At 71.9% G+C, this 15,135-nt stretch carries 13 protein-coding genes; 7 read left to right on the top strand and 6 right to left on the bottom strand.

The window, feature by feature from the left end:
• Positions 1–6 precede the first annotated feature (6 nt).
• From AF335_RS29965 to AF335_RS29985, 5 genes are all read right to left on the bottom strand, one after another.
• The gene (locus tag AF335_RS29965) at positions 7–1,671 is read right to left on the bottom strand and encodes a methionine--tRNA ligase (protein WP_102921585.1); all 1,665 of its coding nucleotides are present in this window, start codon (positions 1,669–1,671) and stop codon (positions 7–9) included.
• Positions 1,672–1,717: 46 nt separating this feature from the next.
• The gene (locus AF335_RS29970) at positions 1,718–2,071 is read right to left on the bottom strand and encodes a cupin domain-containing protein (RefSeq protein WP_102921586.1); all 354 of its coding nucleotides are present in this window, start codon (positions 2,069–2,071) and stop codon (positions 1,718–1,720) included.
• Positions 2,072–2,107: 36 nt separating this feature from the next.
• The gene (locus tag AF335_RS29975; protein ID WP_102921587.1) at positions 2,108–3,187 is read right to left on the bottom strand and encodes a hypothetical protein; all 1,080 of its coding nucleotides are present in this window, start codon (positions 3,185–3,187) and stop codon (positions 2,108–2,110) included.
• A gap of 369 nt (positions 3,188–3,556) precedes the next feature.
• Positions 3,557–4,720: a polyamine ABC transporter substrate-binding protein gene (locus tag AF335_RS29980; protein ID WP_102921695.1), complete on the bottom strand. Its 1,164-nt coding sequence runs from the start codon at positions 4,718–4,720 to the stop codon at positions 3,557–3,559.
• A 41-nt stretch (positions 4,721–4,761) separates the two neighbouring features.
• Positions 4,762–6,276: an MFS transporter gene (locus AF335_RS29985; RefSeq protein ID WP_102921588.1), complete on the bottom strand. Its 1,515-nt coding sequence runs from the start codon at positions 6,274–6,276 to the stop codon at positions 4,762–4,764.
• Between the two features lie 91 nt (positions 6,277–6,367).
• Between AF335_RS29985 and AF335_RS29990 the strand changes: the two genes are divergently transcribed.
• Positions 6,368–7,045 carry a TetR/AcrR family transcriptional regulator gene (locus AF335_RS29990; protein ID WP_228773083.1) on the top strand — a complete coding sequence of 226 codons (678 nt, stop codon included), beginning with the start codon at positions 6,368–6,370 and terminating at the stop codon, positions 7,043–7,045.
• A 69-nt stretch (positions 7,046–7,114) separates the two neighbouring features.
• Here AF335_RS29990 and AF335_RS29995 read toward each other — a convergent pair whose 3' ends face one another.
• The gene (locus tag AF335_RS29995) at positions 7,115–8,566 is read right to left on the bottom strand and encodes a gamma-aminobutyraldehyde dehydrogenase (RefSeq protein WP_102921696.1); all 1,452 of its coding nucleotides are present in this window, start codon (positions 8,564–8,566) and stop codon (positions 7,115–7,117) included.
• A gap of 169 nt (positions 8,567–8,735) precedes the next feature.
• Here AF335_RS29995 and AF335_RS30000 point away from each other — a divergent pair, with 169 nt between their 5' ends.
• The 6 genes from AF335_RS30000 to AF335_RS30025 all read left to right on the top strand — a co-directional run bounded on the left by AF335_RS30000 (position 8,736) and on the right by AF335_RS30025 (position 15,057).
• Positions 8,736–9,233, top strand: a complete 498-nt coding sequence (locus AF335_RS30000; protein WP_102921590.1) for an Lrp/AsnC family transcriptional regulator — start codon at positions 8,736–8,738, stop codon at positions 9,231–9,233.
• Positions 9,218–10,597 carry an aspartate aminotransferase family protein gene (locus tag AF335_RS30005; RefSeq protein WP_102921591.1) on the top strand — a complete coding sequence of 460 codons (1,380 nt, stop codon included), beginning with the start codon at positions 9,218–9,220 and terminating at the stop codon, positions 10,595–10,597. The genes AF335_RS30000 and AF335_RS30005 overlap by 16 nt, the downstream gene beginning before the upstream one ends.
• Before the next feature lie 344 nt (positions 10,598–10,941).
• Positions 10,942–11,679: an ABC transporter ATP-binding protein gene (locus AF335_RS30010; RefSeq protein WP_102921592.1), complete on the top strand. Its 738-nt coding sequence runs from the start codon at positions 10,942–10,944 to the stop codon at positions 11,677–11,679.
• The gene (locus tag AF335_RS30015; protein ID WP_102921593.1) at positions 11,661–12,905 is read left to right on the top strand and encodes a hypothetical protein; all 1,245 of its coding nucleotides are present in this window, start codon (positions 11,661–11,663) and stop codon (positions 12,903–12,905) included. Before AF335_RS30010 ends, AF335_RS30015 begins: the two co-directional genes overlap by 19 nt.
• Positions 12,906–12,911: 6 nt before the next feature.
• Complete coding sequence (locus AF335_RS30020) at positions 12,912–14,024, top strand: LOG family protein (protein ID WP_102921594.1); 1,113 nt, start codon at positions 12,912–12,914, stop codon at positions 14,022–14,024.
• A 109-nt stretch (positions 14,025–14,133) separates the two neighbouring features.
• Positions 14,134–15,057, top strand: coding sequence for a DMT family protein (locus tag AF335_RS30025; RefSeq protein WP_102921595.1), 924 nt, complete (start codon positions 14,134–14,136; stop codon positions 15,055–15,057).
• The last annotated feature ends 78 nt before the right edge of the window (positions 15,058–15,135 follow it).

Consider the following 15,135-nt stretch of genomic DNA (forward strand, 5'->3'; position numbering starts at 1 on the left):
TCCGGGTCATCCGGCCGTCACCCGGGTGTCGACGTCGGCGGGCAGCGGGGTGAAGAAGGTGTGCGGGCCGGGGGCGACGGGGTGGGCCTCGTCGGCGGGGAAGTCCGCCCGCCCGGCGGCGCGGGTGGGTCCGCCGGGCAGGCCGAGGGCGTGCCAGAGCTGTTGGGCGAAGTCCGGCATGAGGGGGTGGGCGCAGGCGGCCAGGGTGCGGGCCGCGCGCGCTTCGAGGGCGACGGCGGTACGGGCGCGGTCGTCGGTGGGGTGGGCGGCGAGCAGCCGGGACTGCCCGGCGGCGAAGGCGGCGGAGAGGCGGACGAGTTCGCTGAGGCAGCGGGTGGCCCGCTGGGGGGAAAACGTTTCGGCACGGAGGGCGGCGAGACATTCGCCGGCGAGCGCCTCGACGGCGGAGGCGAAGGCCGCCTGGGAGGGGGTGGGCGCGCCGGGCACGGGGATCCGGCCGCCGCCGACGGTGCCGACGCGGTGGAACAGCCCGTCGAGCCAGCCCTGCCAGGCGCCGGCCAGTTCCTCGTCGGCCAGGCGGCGGAAGCGGTCCCAGGTGAAGGAGGTACGGGCGGTCTCCGGCCGGTCGTGGGCGAGCGCGAACCGGACGACGCTGCCGGGCACCTCGGCGAGCAGGGCGTCGGCCCGGATGACGTGGCCGCGGCTCTTGGAGAACTTCGCGTCGTCCAGCTGGAAGAACTCGTTGGTGACGAAGGCGCCGGGCAGGCGCAGCCCCTCGTCGTAGGCCATCATCAGGGCCGGGAAGAGGACGGTGTGGAAGTAGCCGTTGTCGAAGCCGAAGAACTGGACGATCCGGGAGGCGTTCCACTCCTCGCGCCAGCCGCCGGGGTCCGTTCCTTCGGCGCGCAGGGCCTCCTGGAGTTCGGCGAAATAGCCGGGGACCATCTCGGCCCAGACGTAGACGCGCTGCCGCTCGAAGCCCGCCACGGGCACCGGGAGTCCCCAGTCGGTGGGGTGGGTGACGGGGATCTCGGGGAGCTCGCCGGCCAGCAGACCGGCGCAGAGCTCCTCCAGCTGGGGGCTCATCGCGGTGCGGGCGTGCAGGGCGCGCAACCGGTCGGCGTACGGGGCGAGGGGGAAGACGAGGCGCTCGTAGGTGCGGGTGACCGGTGTGGCGCCACAGGTGTTGCAGACGGGGTCGACGAGGTCGGTGCAGACGTTGGGCCAGGCGCACTCCTCGCAGGAGTTGCCGTCGCTGTCGGCGCCGCAGCGGGGGCAGCCGCCGCTGACGTGTCCTTCGAAGAGGTAGCGGTCGCAGGGGACGCAGTGCAGTCCCTCCGCCGTGCGGGCGACGATCCGGCCGGTGCGGTGGAGGGCGGTGACGAAGTCCCTCACGGCTTCCTGGTGGAGGCGGGAGTGCTGGGGGCGGACGTAGGTGTCGGCGTCGAAGGCGGCCGAGGCGAAGATGGCGGCGACGACGTCGGCGTACCGGTCGGCGAGCACGAGGGGGTCCGCACCCAGGGCGCGGGCCTTGAGCGGGACGTAGCTCTGGTGGACGTCCGAGCCGGTGAGGTAGCGGACGGGAGTGCCGTGGAGGCGGAGCGCCCGGGTGTGGATGTCGGCCCCGGAGTAGGGGCCGGAGAGGTGGCCGAGGTGCAGGTCGCCGTTGGGGGTGGGCGGTGCCGCGGTGACGAGGGTGCGCGTGAGCATGTGCGGGATCTCCGGGGTGGGGAGCACGGGGCCGGTGGAGCGCGGGTCAGAGGTCGAGCGGGCCCATGGCGGGCGGCCAGTAGAGCGAGAGGAAGACCAGCGGCTCGGTGGCGCTGGCGTTCCTCAGCTGGTGGCGGGAGCCGTTGGGGATGAGCACGGCCGAGGGCGCGGCGACGGGCCGTGTCTCGTCGTCGATGACCATGACCCCGCTGCCCGAGACGATGACGAACGCCTCGTGTTCCTCGTGGTGGTCGTGCGGCTCGGTCTCGCCGCCGGGCGGGATGACGGCCCGGCCCAGGCCCCAGTCGGCGAGGTCCTCGCCGCCGTGCGGATAGACCTGCTGATAGCGGATGCCGTAGGCGTCGGTGAGCCGGCTGTCACTCATGTCCCTGATGAGCATGGAGGTCTCCGTCCCGGCGGGGCCCGCCGCGGGTGGTCAGTAGGTGAAGTCGGGGGTGTTGGCGGCGACGACGGGCTCCCAGGGGTTGGTGAGCAGGGCGTCGGGCTCGATGGGCAGGCCGTTGGACCAGCCGTGATCGGGGTCGCCGACCGAGAAGTCCTTCGCGGTGAGGTAGTCCAGCCGCAGCGAGGGCCAGACCTCCTCCTCGCGGTGGGCGCCCAGGCGCCGGGTGTCGTCGCCGACGACGTCGCTCTGGACGAGAACGTCGATCTGGTAGGTGGCGGAGAAGGTGTCGGCGGGGCAGCCGGGACCGACGGGGTTGTGCCAGCTGCTGGCGAGGCGGTCCGGGTGGCCGATGCCGCCGTTGCCGATGGTGCGGTGGGCGTTGTCGCGGACGAAGTCCATGGCCGCGCCGAGGTCGGGCGCCAGACCGCGGGTGACGAGCGAATGGGCGTAGTGGCCGGGGGCGTTGACCGATATGACCACCCCGCCGGGGATCCTGCGGTCGTGGTTACGGCGCTGGTGGGCACCGGTGTAGAAGAGCTGGGTGCTGGCCTTGAAGAGGGCCAGGGAGCCGTCCGGCTGCTCCAGCGGCAGGGCCTCGGCGTAGACGGTGTCGAAGGCGAGGGGCGCCCACTCGGACAGATAGGTGTCGGCCAGGCGCCGGCACACGTCGGCGAACTCGGGGCCGGGCAGGGCCCGGGCGAGCCGCTCGTCGTTGAAGACGATCAGGAAGGCACTGCTCTGGCCGGTGACGGCCCGCCGCTTCCAGGCGGCCCGCGCGGTCCAGATCCGGGCCGCGAGGTGGGCGTGGCCCCGGGCGAGGTCCTCCGGGCGGAACCAGCAGATGTCGACGCCGAGACCCTTGGAGGCGCCCGGACCCTGCCAGGACCTGGCGGCGAGGCGCCCGAAGAGGCAGGGCTGGGACCGGCGCAGCCAGCCGAGCAGGGCGGTCTCCCGCTCCTCGGCCGAGGCGTCCGGCGCCAGCAGCACCTCGTGGGCCGCGTCGATGTCCGCTCCGAAGCCGGTCGCACCGGTGTCCTGCGGCAGGGCCGCGAGCGCCTCGGCGAGGCCGGCCCTCGCGGGCAGGGTTGTCTTGCCGTCCAGTGCGATCACTCCCCCATAGTGGTCTGCACGCCGATGGCTCGTCGGCGACGGCGACAGTCTGACGATGCACAAGATCGCTGGTCAAGACCTTGACTTACGACGGAATCCGTAGTGCGGGGGCATGGCGAGCATGGATTCGGACAGCCCCAACGGTCTTTCGCGGAGGGCGCTTTGGGGCGGTGGGGGTGCCCCGCCTCGGGGCCGCCTCGGGGGCCCGTCTCGGGGGCTGGTCTCAGGGTCCGTCTCAGAGACCGCTTCAGGTCTGCCTCAGATCCGCCTCAGGGGGCCGGTCTCAGGTCTGGCTCCGGGGCCCGTCCCAGAGGCCCGCCCGGAGGCCCGCCCGGAGGCCCGCCCGGAGGCCCGTCTCAGAGGCCCGTCTCAGAGGCCGACGATCTCGTTCCACTCCTTGGCGAAGACGGGGCGCTCCTTGGAGGTCATGTCCCGGGCGGTCGCGAGCCGCTTCCGCATGTCGTCGCTCGGGAAGATCAGGGGGTTCCCGGCGAGCTCGGCGAGCTCCTTGTCCCGGGAGGCGGCGAGGACATCCCGCGCGGCGGGCACGGGGCAGACGTAGTTGACGGCAGCGGCGAGCCGCGCCGCGACCTCGGGCTGGTAGTAGTGGTCGATCAGCCGCTCGGCGTTGCTCTTGTGGCGGGCGAGATTGGGGATCATCAGGCTCTCCGCCCACAGCTCGGCGCCCTCCTCCGGGACCACGAACTCGATGTCGGGGTTGTCGGCCTGGAGCTGGATGATGTCGCCGGAATACGCCTGACAGGCCAGGACGTCCCCGGAGGAGAGGTCCTTGATGTAGTCGTTGCCGGTGAAGCGGCGGATGTGGCGCTTGCTCACCAGCCGGCGCAGCTGGTCGGTCATGGTGTGGAAGTCGTCGGCGGTCCAGCGGGTGACGTCCGCGCCGTTGCCCTGCATGAGCAGGCAGAACGCCTCGTCCAGCCCGGCCAGCAGGGTGACCCGGCCACGCAGGTCGTCCTTCCAGAGCTCGGAGGTGTGCCGGATCTCGCGACCGAGCTTCTTGCGGTTGTAGGCGATGCCGGTGATGCCGGACTGCCAGGGGACGGTGTGCCGGCGGCCGGGGTCGAAGGGCGGCCTGCGCAGCAGCGGGTCGAGGTTGCGGGCGACGTTCGGCTGCCGGGAGCGGTCCATCTCCTGGACCCAGCCCAGGTGCACATAGCGGGCGCACATCCAGTCGCTGACGACGACGAGGTCCCGGCCGGTGTCCTGGTGGTTCATCAGCGCCGGGCTGATCTTCCCGAAGAACTCGTCGTTGTCGTTGATCTCCTCGGTGTACTTCACCGAGATCCCGCCGGCCTTCTCGAACTCGTCCAGCGTCGGGCGGCGCTGGGGGTCCTCGTCGTCGGTGTCGATGTAGAGCGGCCAGTTGGCGAAGACGAGCCGCTTCTCCCGGCCCGAACGGTCCGCGGCGGCCCGGTCGCCGGGCTCGACATAGGCGGCGGGGACCCCGCACCCGGCGAGTGCGGCGGCGCCCGCGCCCGCGCCGAGCACGCGCAGCAGGGACCGGCGGGACAGGCTCTTCACGGGGCTCACTCGCATTTCGGCAGCTTGACGGGTCAGATCTTCGCGGACAATGTACGGCCTGTCCGGGAGCCGTCCGCGCCCCCCGACACCTTGACGGGCCGGACCGGGGCGAGCAGCAGGTGGACCGTGACCGCACCCAGGGCGCACAGGGCCGCGACCGACCAGAGGACGATGTGCCAGGCGTCGGTGAACTGTGCCGCGTGCAGCGCCTCGCCGGGCCCGGAGAGGTCACCGGCGGCGATCTTCCCGGCCAGCTCGGCCGAGCCCGTACGGGCCTGGATCAAGCTGGTCAGGACCGCGCCGACCACGGCCACCACCAGGGCGTTGGCGCCACCCTTGACGGTGTTGAGGAATCCGGCCGCCATACCGACCCGGGCAGGCTCCACCAGGCTCATCGCCTGGGCATCGATGATACCGACCACCAGGCCGTTGCCGACGCCGATGGCGAGGAGCGGGCCGAGCAGGGCGAGGGCCGATATGCCGGGGTGGAGCACGGTGAGCCAGGCGTTGCCACCCGCGAGGAGCACCAGGGCCAGGCCGGCGAGATAGCGGGCGGGTATCCCCCGGTTGACCAGCCGGCCGCCGGCTGCGGGGAGGAAGAGCACGGGGGCCGTCAGCATCAGCATGCTCAGGCCGGCGTCCCGGGCGGAGAGGCCGTTCACACCCTGGAGGTAGATCGGCAGGAACACCAGCACCCCGGAGGAGCCCACGGGGACCGCGAGGGCCGCCAGGCTCCAGCCCATGAAGCGGCGGTCGCGGACCAGGGTCAGGTCGAGCACCGGGTGATCACTGCGCCGTTCGACGGCCGCGAAGACCACCAGCAGCAGGAGTCCGGCGGCGACGGGACCGAGCACCCGCGGGCTGCCCCAGCCGGCCTGCGCGCCCTGGGTGATGCCGAACATCAGCAGCGCCAGGCCGCCGATGAAGCTGGCCACACCCGGCCGGTCGACCTTCGGACGGTGGTCGGCCCGCGACTCGCCGACGAAGGCGGTGCCCAGGAGGATGACCAGACCGGCGGCCGCGAAGACCCCGAAGGTCGTGCGCCAGCCCAGCCCGCCGACCATCCAGCCGGAGAACGTCGGCCCGATCGCGAGGCCGATGCCGCCCATGGTGCCCATGGCGGCGAAGGCCCGGGTCCTGGCCTCGCCCTGGAAGGTGGACGCGAGGATCGCGCCGCCGCCCGCCATCACTCCGGCCGCGCCCGCGCCGGAGAGCGTACGGGCCACGTCGAGCAGCAGGATGTCGTTCACGAGGGCGCTGCCGAGGGCCCCGGCGGTGTAGACCGCGGCGCCTATGGAGAAGATCCGGCGACGGCCGAAGAGGTCGCCGAGCGAGCCGGAGACCAGCATGAGGGAGGAGGCCGTGAGGAAATAGCCGGTCACGACCCATTGCAGGGAGGCGCCGGAGGCGTGCAGGTCCTCGCCGATGCGGGGGATCGCGACATTCGTGCCGGACATGGACATGGGCAGCGTGAGGAAACCCAGCAGGACCACGAGCACCGTCATGACGGGGCTGGGCCGCCGGGTCCGCGGGGACTCGGAAGACATACGAGTAAACTACACCGTGCAGTGCAACTGGTAAACCGAGCAGTGCAATTTTTCGCGAGGCACGCTTCGCGACCCTTGGAGAGGAGCGGCGATGCCCGCAGCACAACAGGAGCCCGCGGCCGGACGTCCCCGCCGCGGCATGGCGGAGAAGCGGCAGGCCATCACCCGTGCCGCCCGCACGGTCTTCGCCCGGGACGGCTTCAGCCGGGCGAGCGTGGACGCCATCGCCGCCGAGGCCGGGGTGTCGAAGCGCACGATCTACAACCACTTCCAGGACAAGGAGGAGCTCTTCCGCTCCGTCGTCATCGAGAGCGCCGGCTCCGTGACCACCTGGCACCGGATGATGGTCGAGCGCCACCTCGGCAAGATCACCGATCTGGAGCGGGACCTCACCTCCTTCGCCTTCGACTGGGCCTCTCCCCCGCCCGAGTTCGCCGACCACTTCGCGCTCGTGCGCCAGATCCACGCGGAGGCGTCCCACCTGGAGCCCGCGGTCATCGAGGCGTGGCAGGAGGCGGGCCCGCGTCCCGCGTTCCGGCAGCTGGCCCACCGGCTGGGCGAACTGGCGGAGGAGGGGCTGCTCGACATCGACGACGCCGGGGTGGCCGCGCGCCACTTCGCCCTGCTGGCCGTCTCGGACGTCAGCCAGGGCTCCTTCTTCGGCGCCGTGAAGATGCCGGAGACCGAGATCGACGCCATCGTCAGCGGCGGCGTGCACGCCTTCCTGCGGCTCTACGGCCCGGCCGGCGCGGCCCGGCGCACACCCTGACCCGCCCCGGACACGGCGGTGGCCCCGCCGGAGGATCCGGCGGGGCCACCGCTGCGCTGTCGTCCGGGCTCAGCCGAGCGAGGTCATCACGTGCTTGATGCGCGTGTAGTCCTCGAAGCCGTAGGCCGAGAGGTCCTTGCCGTAGCCGGACTGCTTGAAGCCGCCGTGGGGCATCTCGGCGACCAGCGGAATGTGGGTGTTGATCCACACGCAGCCGAAGTCGAGCCGCTTGGACATCCGCATGGCGCGGGCGTGGTCCTTGGTCCACACCGACGAGGCCAGCGCGTACTCGACGCCGTTGGCGTAGCCGACGGCCTGCTCCTCGTCCGAGAACGACTGGACGGTGATGACCGGGCCGAAGACCTCGTGCTGGATGATCTCGTCGTCCTGCTTGAGCCCGGAGACGACGGTCGGGGCGAAGAAGTAGCCCTTCTCGCCGACCCGGTGGCCGCCCGCCTCGACCTTGGCGTGCGAGGGCAGCCGCTCGATGAAGCCCGACACCTGCTCGAGCTGGTTGGCGTTGTTCAGCGGGCCGTAGAGCACGTCCTCGTCGTCCGGCTGCCCGGTCTTGGTGTCGGCGGCGGCCTTGGCCAGCGCGGTCACGAACTCGTCGTGGATCGACTCGTGCACGAGCACCCGGGTCGCGGCCGTACAGTCCTGGCCCGCGTTGAAGAAGCCCGCGACGGAGATGTCCTCGACGGCCTTGGCGATGTCGGCGTCCTCGAAGACCACGACCGGCGCCTTGCCGCCGAGCTCCAGGTGGACCCGCTTGACGTCCTTCGAGGCGGACGCGGCGACCTGGATGCCCGCGCGCACGGAGCCGGTGATCGAGGCCATGGCCGGCACCGGGTGCTCCACCATGAGCCGGCCGGTCTCGCGGTCGCCGCACAGGACGTTGAAGACGCCCTTGGGGTGGCCGAGCTCCTCCAGCACACCGCCGATGATCTCGCCCATGAGCAGTGTGGAGGCCGGGGTGGTGTCGGAGGGCTTGAGGACGACGGTGTTGCCCGCGGCGAGCGCCGGGGCGAACTTCCACGTGGCCATCATCATGGGGTAGTTCCACGGCGCGACCTGGGCGCAGACACCGATCGGCTCGCGCCGGATGATGGAGGTCATGCCCTCCATGTACTCACCGGCGGAGCGGCCCTCCAGCATCCGGGCGGCACCCGCGAAGAAGCGGATCTGGTCCACCATCGGCGGGATCTCTTCGCTGCGGGTGAGCGCCAGCGGCTTTCCGGTGTTCTCGGACTCGGCGGCGATCAGCTCCTCGGCCCGCGCCTCGAAGGCGTCGGCGATCTTGAGGAGGACCTTCTGGCGCTCGGCGGGCACCAGGTCGCGCCAGGCGGGGAACGCTGCCTGGGCGGCGGCCATGGCCGCGTCGACGTCGGCGGGGCCGGACAGGGCGGCGACGGCGTACGCCTCGCCGGTGGCCGGGTTGACCACCTCCGTGGTCCGCCCGTCGGCGGCATCCCGGAACTCTCCGTCGATGTAGTTGCGGAGACGACGCAGCTCGGTGGTCACGTTCGCCACCCCTTCTTTCAGGTCCATTGGGTGAGACGCCCAGCCTAGTCAGTAAGGCGACGCTTTCGACATACCCACTCCCCATGAACAACGGAATCAGTGTTCTAAAAGGTTCCTCACAACGAATTTCATCGATTCCGGGTTGCCACACGGGCGAGTCCCATGCACAGTGGTCTCCGTGGCCACTCGTAGTGCAGACCCCAAGAGCGTGCAGGGCACGCAGTCGATCGACGCCGTCTCCCTGGCGATCATCGAGCAACTCCAGGAGGACGGCCGCCGCCCCTACGCGGCGATCGGCAAGGCGGTAGGTCTGTCCGAGGCGGCCGTCCGGCAGCGCGTGCAGAAGCTGCTCGACCAGGGCGTGATGCAGATCGTCGCCGTCACGGACCCGCTCACCGTGGGATTCCGGCGCCAGGCGATGGTCGGCATCAACGTCGAGGGCGACCTCGACCCCGTCGCCGACGCCCTGACCGCGATGGACGAGGTGGAGTACGTCGTGGTGACCGCCGGCTCCTTCGATCTCCTCATCGAGATCGTCTGCGAGGACGACGACCACCTCCTGGAAACGATCAACAAGCGCATCCGGACCCTCCCCGGCGTGCGCTCCACCGAAAGCTTCGTCTACCTCAAGCTCCGCAAGCAGACCTACACATGGGGAACCCGATAGCCGTGAGCAAGGACCTCTCCCAGACGGCGTACGACCACCTGTGGATGCACTTCACCCGCATGTCGTCGTACGAGAACGCAGCCGTGCCGACCATCGTGCGCGGTGAGGGCACCTACATCTACGACGACAAGGGCAAGCGCTACCTCGACGGTCTCGCCGGCCTGTTCGTGGTCCAGGCCGGCCACGGCCGCGCCGAGCTGGCCGAAGCGGCCAACAAGCAGGCGCAGGAGCTGGCCTTCTTCCCGGTGTGGAGCTACGCCCACCCCAGGGCCGTCGAGCTCGCCGAGCGGCTGGCCCACTACGCCCCCGGCGACCTCAACAAGGTCTTCTTCACCACCGGTGGCGCCGAAGCCGTGGAGACCGCGTGGAAGCTGGCGAAGCAGTACCACCAGCTGACCGGCAACCACCGGAAGTACAAGGTCATATCGCGGTCGGTGGCCTACCACGGCACCACCCAGGGCGCCCTGTCCATCACCGGCCTGCCGGCCCTCAAGGCCCCCTTCGAGCCGCTGGTCCCCGGCGCGCACAAGGTGGCCAACACCAACATCTACCGCGCCCCGGTGCACGGCGACGACCCGGAGGCGTTCGGCCGCTGGGCCGCCGACCAGATCGAGCAGCAGATCCTCTTCGAGGGCCCCGACACCGTCGCCGCCGTCTTCCTGGAGCCCGTGCAGAACGCGGGCGGCTGCTTCCCGCCGCCGCCCGGCTACTTCCAGCGGGTCCGCGAGATCTGCGACAAGTACAACGTCCTGCTGGTGTCGGACGAGGTCATCTGCGCCTTCGGCCGCCTCGGCACGATGTTCGCCTGTGACAAGTTCGGCTACGTCCCGGACATCATCACCTGCGCCAAGGGTATGACCTCCGGCTACTCCCCCATCGGCGCGGCCGTCATCTCCGACCGCATCGCCGAGCCGTTCTTCAAGGGCGACGCGACCTTCCTGCACGGCTACACCTTCGGCGGCCACCCGGTCTCCGCCGCCGTCGCGCTGGCCAACCTCGACATCTTCGAGCGCGAGGGCCTCAACCAGCACGTGCTGGACAACGAGTCGGCCTTCCTGTCGACCCTGTCCAAGCTGCACGACCTGCCGATCGTCGGCGACGTCCGCGGCAACGGCTTCTTCTACGGCATCGAGCTGGTGAAGGACAAGGCCACCAAGGAGTCGTTCACGCCGGAGGACTGCGAGCGGCTGCTCTACGGCTTCGTGTCGAAGAAGCTGTTCGAGAACGGTCTGTACTGCCGGGCCGACGACCGGGGCGACCCCGTCATCCAGGTCGCGCCGCCGCTGATCGCCGGCCAGTCCACCTTCGATGAGATCGAGCAGATCCTCCGCGGCGTCCTTACGGAGGCGTGGACGAAGATCTGACCCACTGTCCGGCACCGACCCGGACGGCGTCCGGTCCATTCCCGGCGCCGTCCCTCCGCCGTGGCCCCGCGCGACCCCCTTCGCAGTACGCGCGCGTGGGCCACGGCTTTCGCCATGTCCGCCCGCGCCCCCGCCGCACATCCGCTCACCGGCGGTGCGCGGACGCGCTCCGACTCTTGGGCGACGGCCGGGGATGAGGCCGACCGGAGGAAAGTGAGGCACTCCAGCGCCGAGCCTGGGAGGGGGCTAGGATCCCGGTTCCGTACGGTGCCAGTGACCCAATGGCCTCCGGTTCGTTCAGCCGGTCAGGGGAACGGACCCTTCAGCGACCCGAGGTGCTCGATATGGTGGCCCCGCCGGACAACGACGTGCTCTGGGCACGCGGCCTGCATTACGCATACAGCGGTTCCCCCGCACTCGCCGGAGTCTCCCTCGGCGTGCGCGAAGGCGAGATCCTCGCCGTCACCGGACCACGTGGCTCCGGGAAGTCCACCCTGCTCAAGTGCCTGTCGGGCCAGCTCGTACCCCACCCGGGCGAGGTGTGGTTCAACAGCGCGCCCGTGCACACCCTCTCGCGCTCCGCACGCGAGCGGCTGCGCCGGGAGCGGTTCGGCTGGATCGACAGCGAGCCCCACCTCGTGCCCGAGCTGTCGGCCTGGGAGAACGCCGCCCTGCCGCTGCTGCTGCGCGGCATCGGCCACCGGGCCGCCAGACGGACCGCCGGCGAGTGGCTGGAGCGCCTCGACGTCGGCGACTGCGCCCGGAAGCGGCCCGGCGCACTGCTCATGGCCCAGCGTCAGCGGGTCGCCATCGCGCGGGCGCTGACCACCGAACCGACGGTGATCTTCGCGGACGAGCCGACCGCCCCGCTGCACAACGCCGACCGCGCCCAGGTGCTGCGCACCCTGACCACGGCCGCGCGCTCGCACCAGATCACCGTCGTCGTCGCCGGCCCGGACGACGAGATCGCCACCCTGGCGGACCGCGCCGTCACCCTGGTCGACGGCCGCCGCACGAGCGGGGTCCCGGTTCCCGACGCGTCCGAGGGCGAGGGCAGGGCCGCGTGCTCAGTCTCCGCCTAGCGCGCGGCGCGCATCCGCTCGTCCTGCTGCGGCGGCTGCTGGTCGCGGCCGCCGCGGCGGGCGTCGGGTTCCTGCTGCTGTGCACGCTCGGATACGCGGTGGCCCACCCCAAGTCCACCGGGGAGTCACTCGTCCGGCTGATGTGGTGCGCCGTGCCGCTGGCCGCCGTGGTGCAGTTCGCCCTCGCCGTGGCCCGTACGGACCCCGCCACCCGGCCCCGTGACGGCCTGGACGCCATCGGCCTCGGCCCGGTGCGGCTGTCCCTGCTCGCGGCCGCGTCGACGGCCCTCTCCTGCTCCTTCGGCAGCGGCGTCGCCCTGCTGGTCTACCTGGAGCTGCGCGGCGACCTCGGCGGCACCCCGCTGAGCGGTTCCGCCTCCGGGCTGCTGGACGGGAACGCCCCGCTGCCCTGGGCCGCGACGCTGACCCTCCTGGGCCTGCTGCCGGTGCTCGCCGCCGGCACCTGCGCCCTCGCCCTGCGGCCGCGCGCGGGGGCCGCACGGGCCGCCAGGGCCGCGAAACAGCCCGCAGACGCCGCACAGGACCCCGCGGACGTTCCCGCCGCCCCCGTCGTCCCCACGCCGCCGCCCGCCCCCAAGCCCAGCTACACCGGGCTCCCCTGGGGCATCACGATCATCACGGTCGGCCTGGCCATGGAGGCGTACGTGGCCCGGGGACCGGCTCCGGACCCCGACACCCTGCTCGCCCTGCCCGGCTCCGACGGCGCCTCCCCCGGCGTCATCGGCGGCTGGCTGCTGGCCTCCCTGGGGCTCGTCCTGGCGGGCCCCGGGCTGACCCACTGGTGCGGGGTCCTGCTGGCGGCCGGACGGCCGGGCGCCGTGCGACTGCTGGCCGGGCGCATACTGCAGGACGCCGCGACCCGGATCGGCCGGCCGCTCGGGGTGCTGTGCGCGGTGGCCTCGGCGTCGCTCGCCGCCGCCGAGCTGTACGGCGCGGCGTGGGAGGCCGACGGCTCGCGGCCCTTCGGCCCGCTCACCGGCCTCGGCGCGGGCCTGGTGATGTCCTGCGTCACCGCCACCGCCATCACCGCGGCCCTCGACAGCCGCCAGAGCCGCACCGGCACCACCACGGCGCTGAACCGCCTGGGCATCCCCCACTCGCTGCTCCGTGGCGCCGCCGTCCTGCGCACGGGTGTGCTCCTGGCCGTACTGACCCCGCTGACCTGGGCGATCGCCGAGCTGGCGGCCCTGCCCATGACACGGTGACGGTCGATGCCCCCCGGTGCCACGGAGGAGATCGAGTCGCTGGAGGAGTTCGACCGGGTCGTCTCCGCCACCGGCTCCCTCGCCGGACACCGGGTGCAGTCCGTCGACCTGACGGCCCGTACCGCCGTCCTGCTGGCCGTCGACACCTCCGGGACGGTCTTCCTGGGCTGTCCGATGGAGCGGGAGGCGGCCGCGAAGGTACGGGCCGACGGCGCGCTGGTCTTCCCGCCGGTGCCCCATCTGCCCTTCGATCCTTACCGGGGCACGCTCTACCGCCCCGAGGAGCTGTACGAGGGCCTGGAGAAGGGCTACGGCAACACTCCCGACGCGCTCGCGTACGCGTGGTTCGAGCGGACCAGGGCGGACGGTGACGTCGTCGCCTCGATGCTGCGCGGCATCCATGACGACGCGGTCTCCGACGCCCTGGACGAGCTGCTGGTCGGGGAGCGCGTCGTGGGCGTCATGGGCGGCCACGGCCTGCGCCGCGACGCGCCGGAGTACGCGGGCGCGGCCCGGCTCGGCCGGGCGCTGGCGCGCTCCGGCCTGATGGTCGCCACGGGCGGCGGGCCGGGCGCGATGGAGGCCGCGAACCTCGGCGCGTACGCCGCGCCGTTCGAGGACGGCATGCTGGACCGGGCGCTGGCGGACCTCCGTGGCGTCCCCGGCTTCACCCCGTCCGTGGGCGCCTGGGCGGCGACGGCTCTCGCCGTAAGGGCGGCGCGGCCCGACGGCGGGCCCTCGCTGTCCGTCCCCACCTGGTTCTACGGGCACGAGCCGTCCAACGCCTTCGCCGGGCACATCGCCAAGTACTTCGCCAACGCCATCCGCGAGGACGGGCTCCTGAGCCGTGCCGACGCCGGGGTGGTCTTCCTTCCGGGCGCCGCCGGGACCGTCCAGGAGATCTTCGGCGACGCCACGCCCAACTTCTACGGGTCGCGGGGCGAGCCGAGGCCGATGGTCCTGGTGGGCCGTGCGCACTGGACGTCCGCGCTGCCGGCCTGGCCGCTCCTGGAGGCCCTCGCCGAGGGGCGGCCGATGGCCCGGCGGATCGCGCTGGTGGACACCGTCGAGGAGGTGCCGGCGGCGCTGACCCGGCTGGCGGGGCACGCCGGGCACTGACCGGCCCGGGACCCGGTTTTTGACCTTTTCTTGACCCAAGGCAACTTCCACGCCGAAATCCGCGTCTGGCTTTGGAGCACGACGGTTTATCAGGCGAACGGAGCTATTGGTGATCATCGGCCTTCTGACGGCTGTCGCGGCCTCGGCCTGTTATGGAACAGGCTCGGTCCTGCAAGCCGTGGGATCGCGCAAGTCCGCCCGCCGGGAGGCCGCGGCGGCCTCCACCACGGGCACCACCCAGCACGGCGGGCCGAGCCTCTCGTCCACCGCGAAGGCCGCGGTGACCTGGGAGTTCATGGTCGGTACGGTCCTGGACTTCATAGGCTTCGCCCTGGGCGCGCTGGCCGCCCGGATGCTGCCGCTCTTCCTCTCCCAGACGGTCATCAGCGCCAACCTGATCGTCACGGCCCTGCTGAGCATCAAGCTGCTCGGCATCCGGCTGACCAGGAAGGAGTGGATGTCGATCGGCGTCGTCTGCTCCGCGCTGGTGCTGCTGGCGACCGCGGCGGGCCACGAGGGCAGCGGTGAGGCCGCCCGGTCCACCCACTGGTGGCTGCTGATCATCTCCGTCGTGCTGATGGGCGGCGGCTGGGTGGCCGTCCACTTCCTGGGGTCGCGGGCCGCCATCCTGGCCGGTCTGCTGTCCGGCCTCGGCTTCGGCGCGATCGGCGTGGGCGTCCGCATCCTCGACGGCATCGACCCGTTCGACCTGCCCACGATGCTCGCGGACCCGGCGCTGTACGCCATCCTCATAGCCGGCAGCGTCGGCATGTACCTGCACACGGTCGCCCTGCAGATCGGCTCGGTCAACGGGGCCACCGCCGCCCTCGTCGTCGGCGAGACCGTGCTGCCCGGCATCATCGGCGTGGTCTGGCTCGGCGACACCTCCCGGTCCGGCTTCGCCTGGATGGCGATCCTCGGCTTCCTGCTGGCCGTGGCCGGAGCGGTGGCGGTCGCCTGGTTCGGCGAGCCCGAGGGCGCGCCGGCGGCCGAACCGGAAGCGAAGAAGCTCGAACCGACCACCACGGGCTGACGCCCGGCGCATACGCGTAAGGGCCCGCTGCCCCGTCCTCCATGGACGGGACGGCGGGCCCTTACGGTCGGGCCTTTA

This window comes from Streptomyces eurocidicus (genome assembly GCF_002891295.1).
Taxonomy (GTDB): domain Bacteria; phylum Actinomycetota; class Actinomycetes; order Streptomycetales; family Streptomycetaceae; genus Streptomyces; species Streptomyces eurocidicus.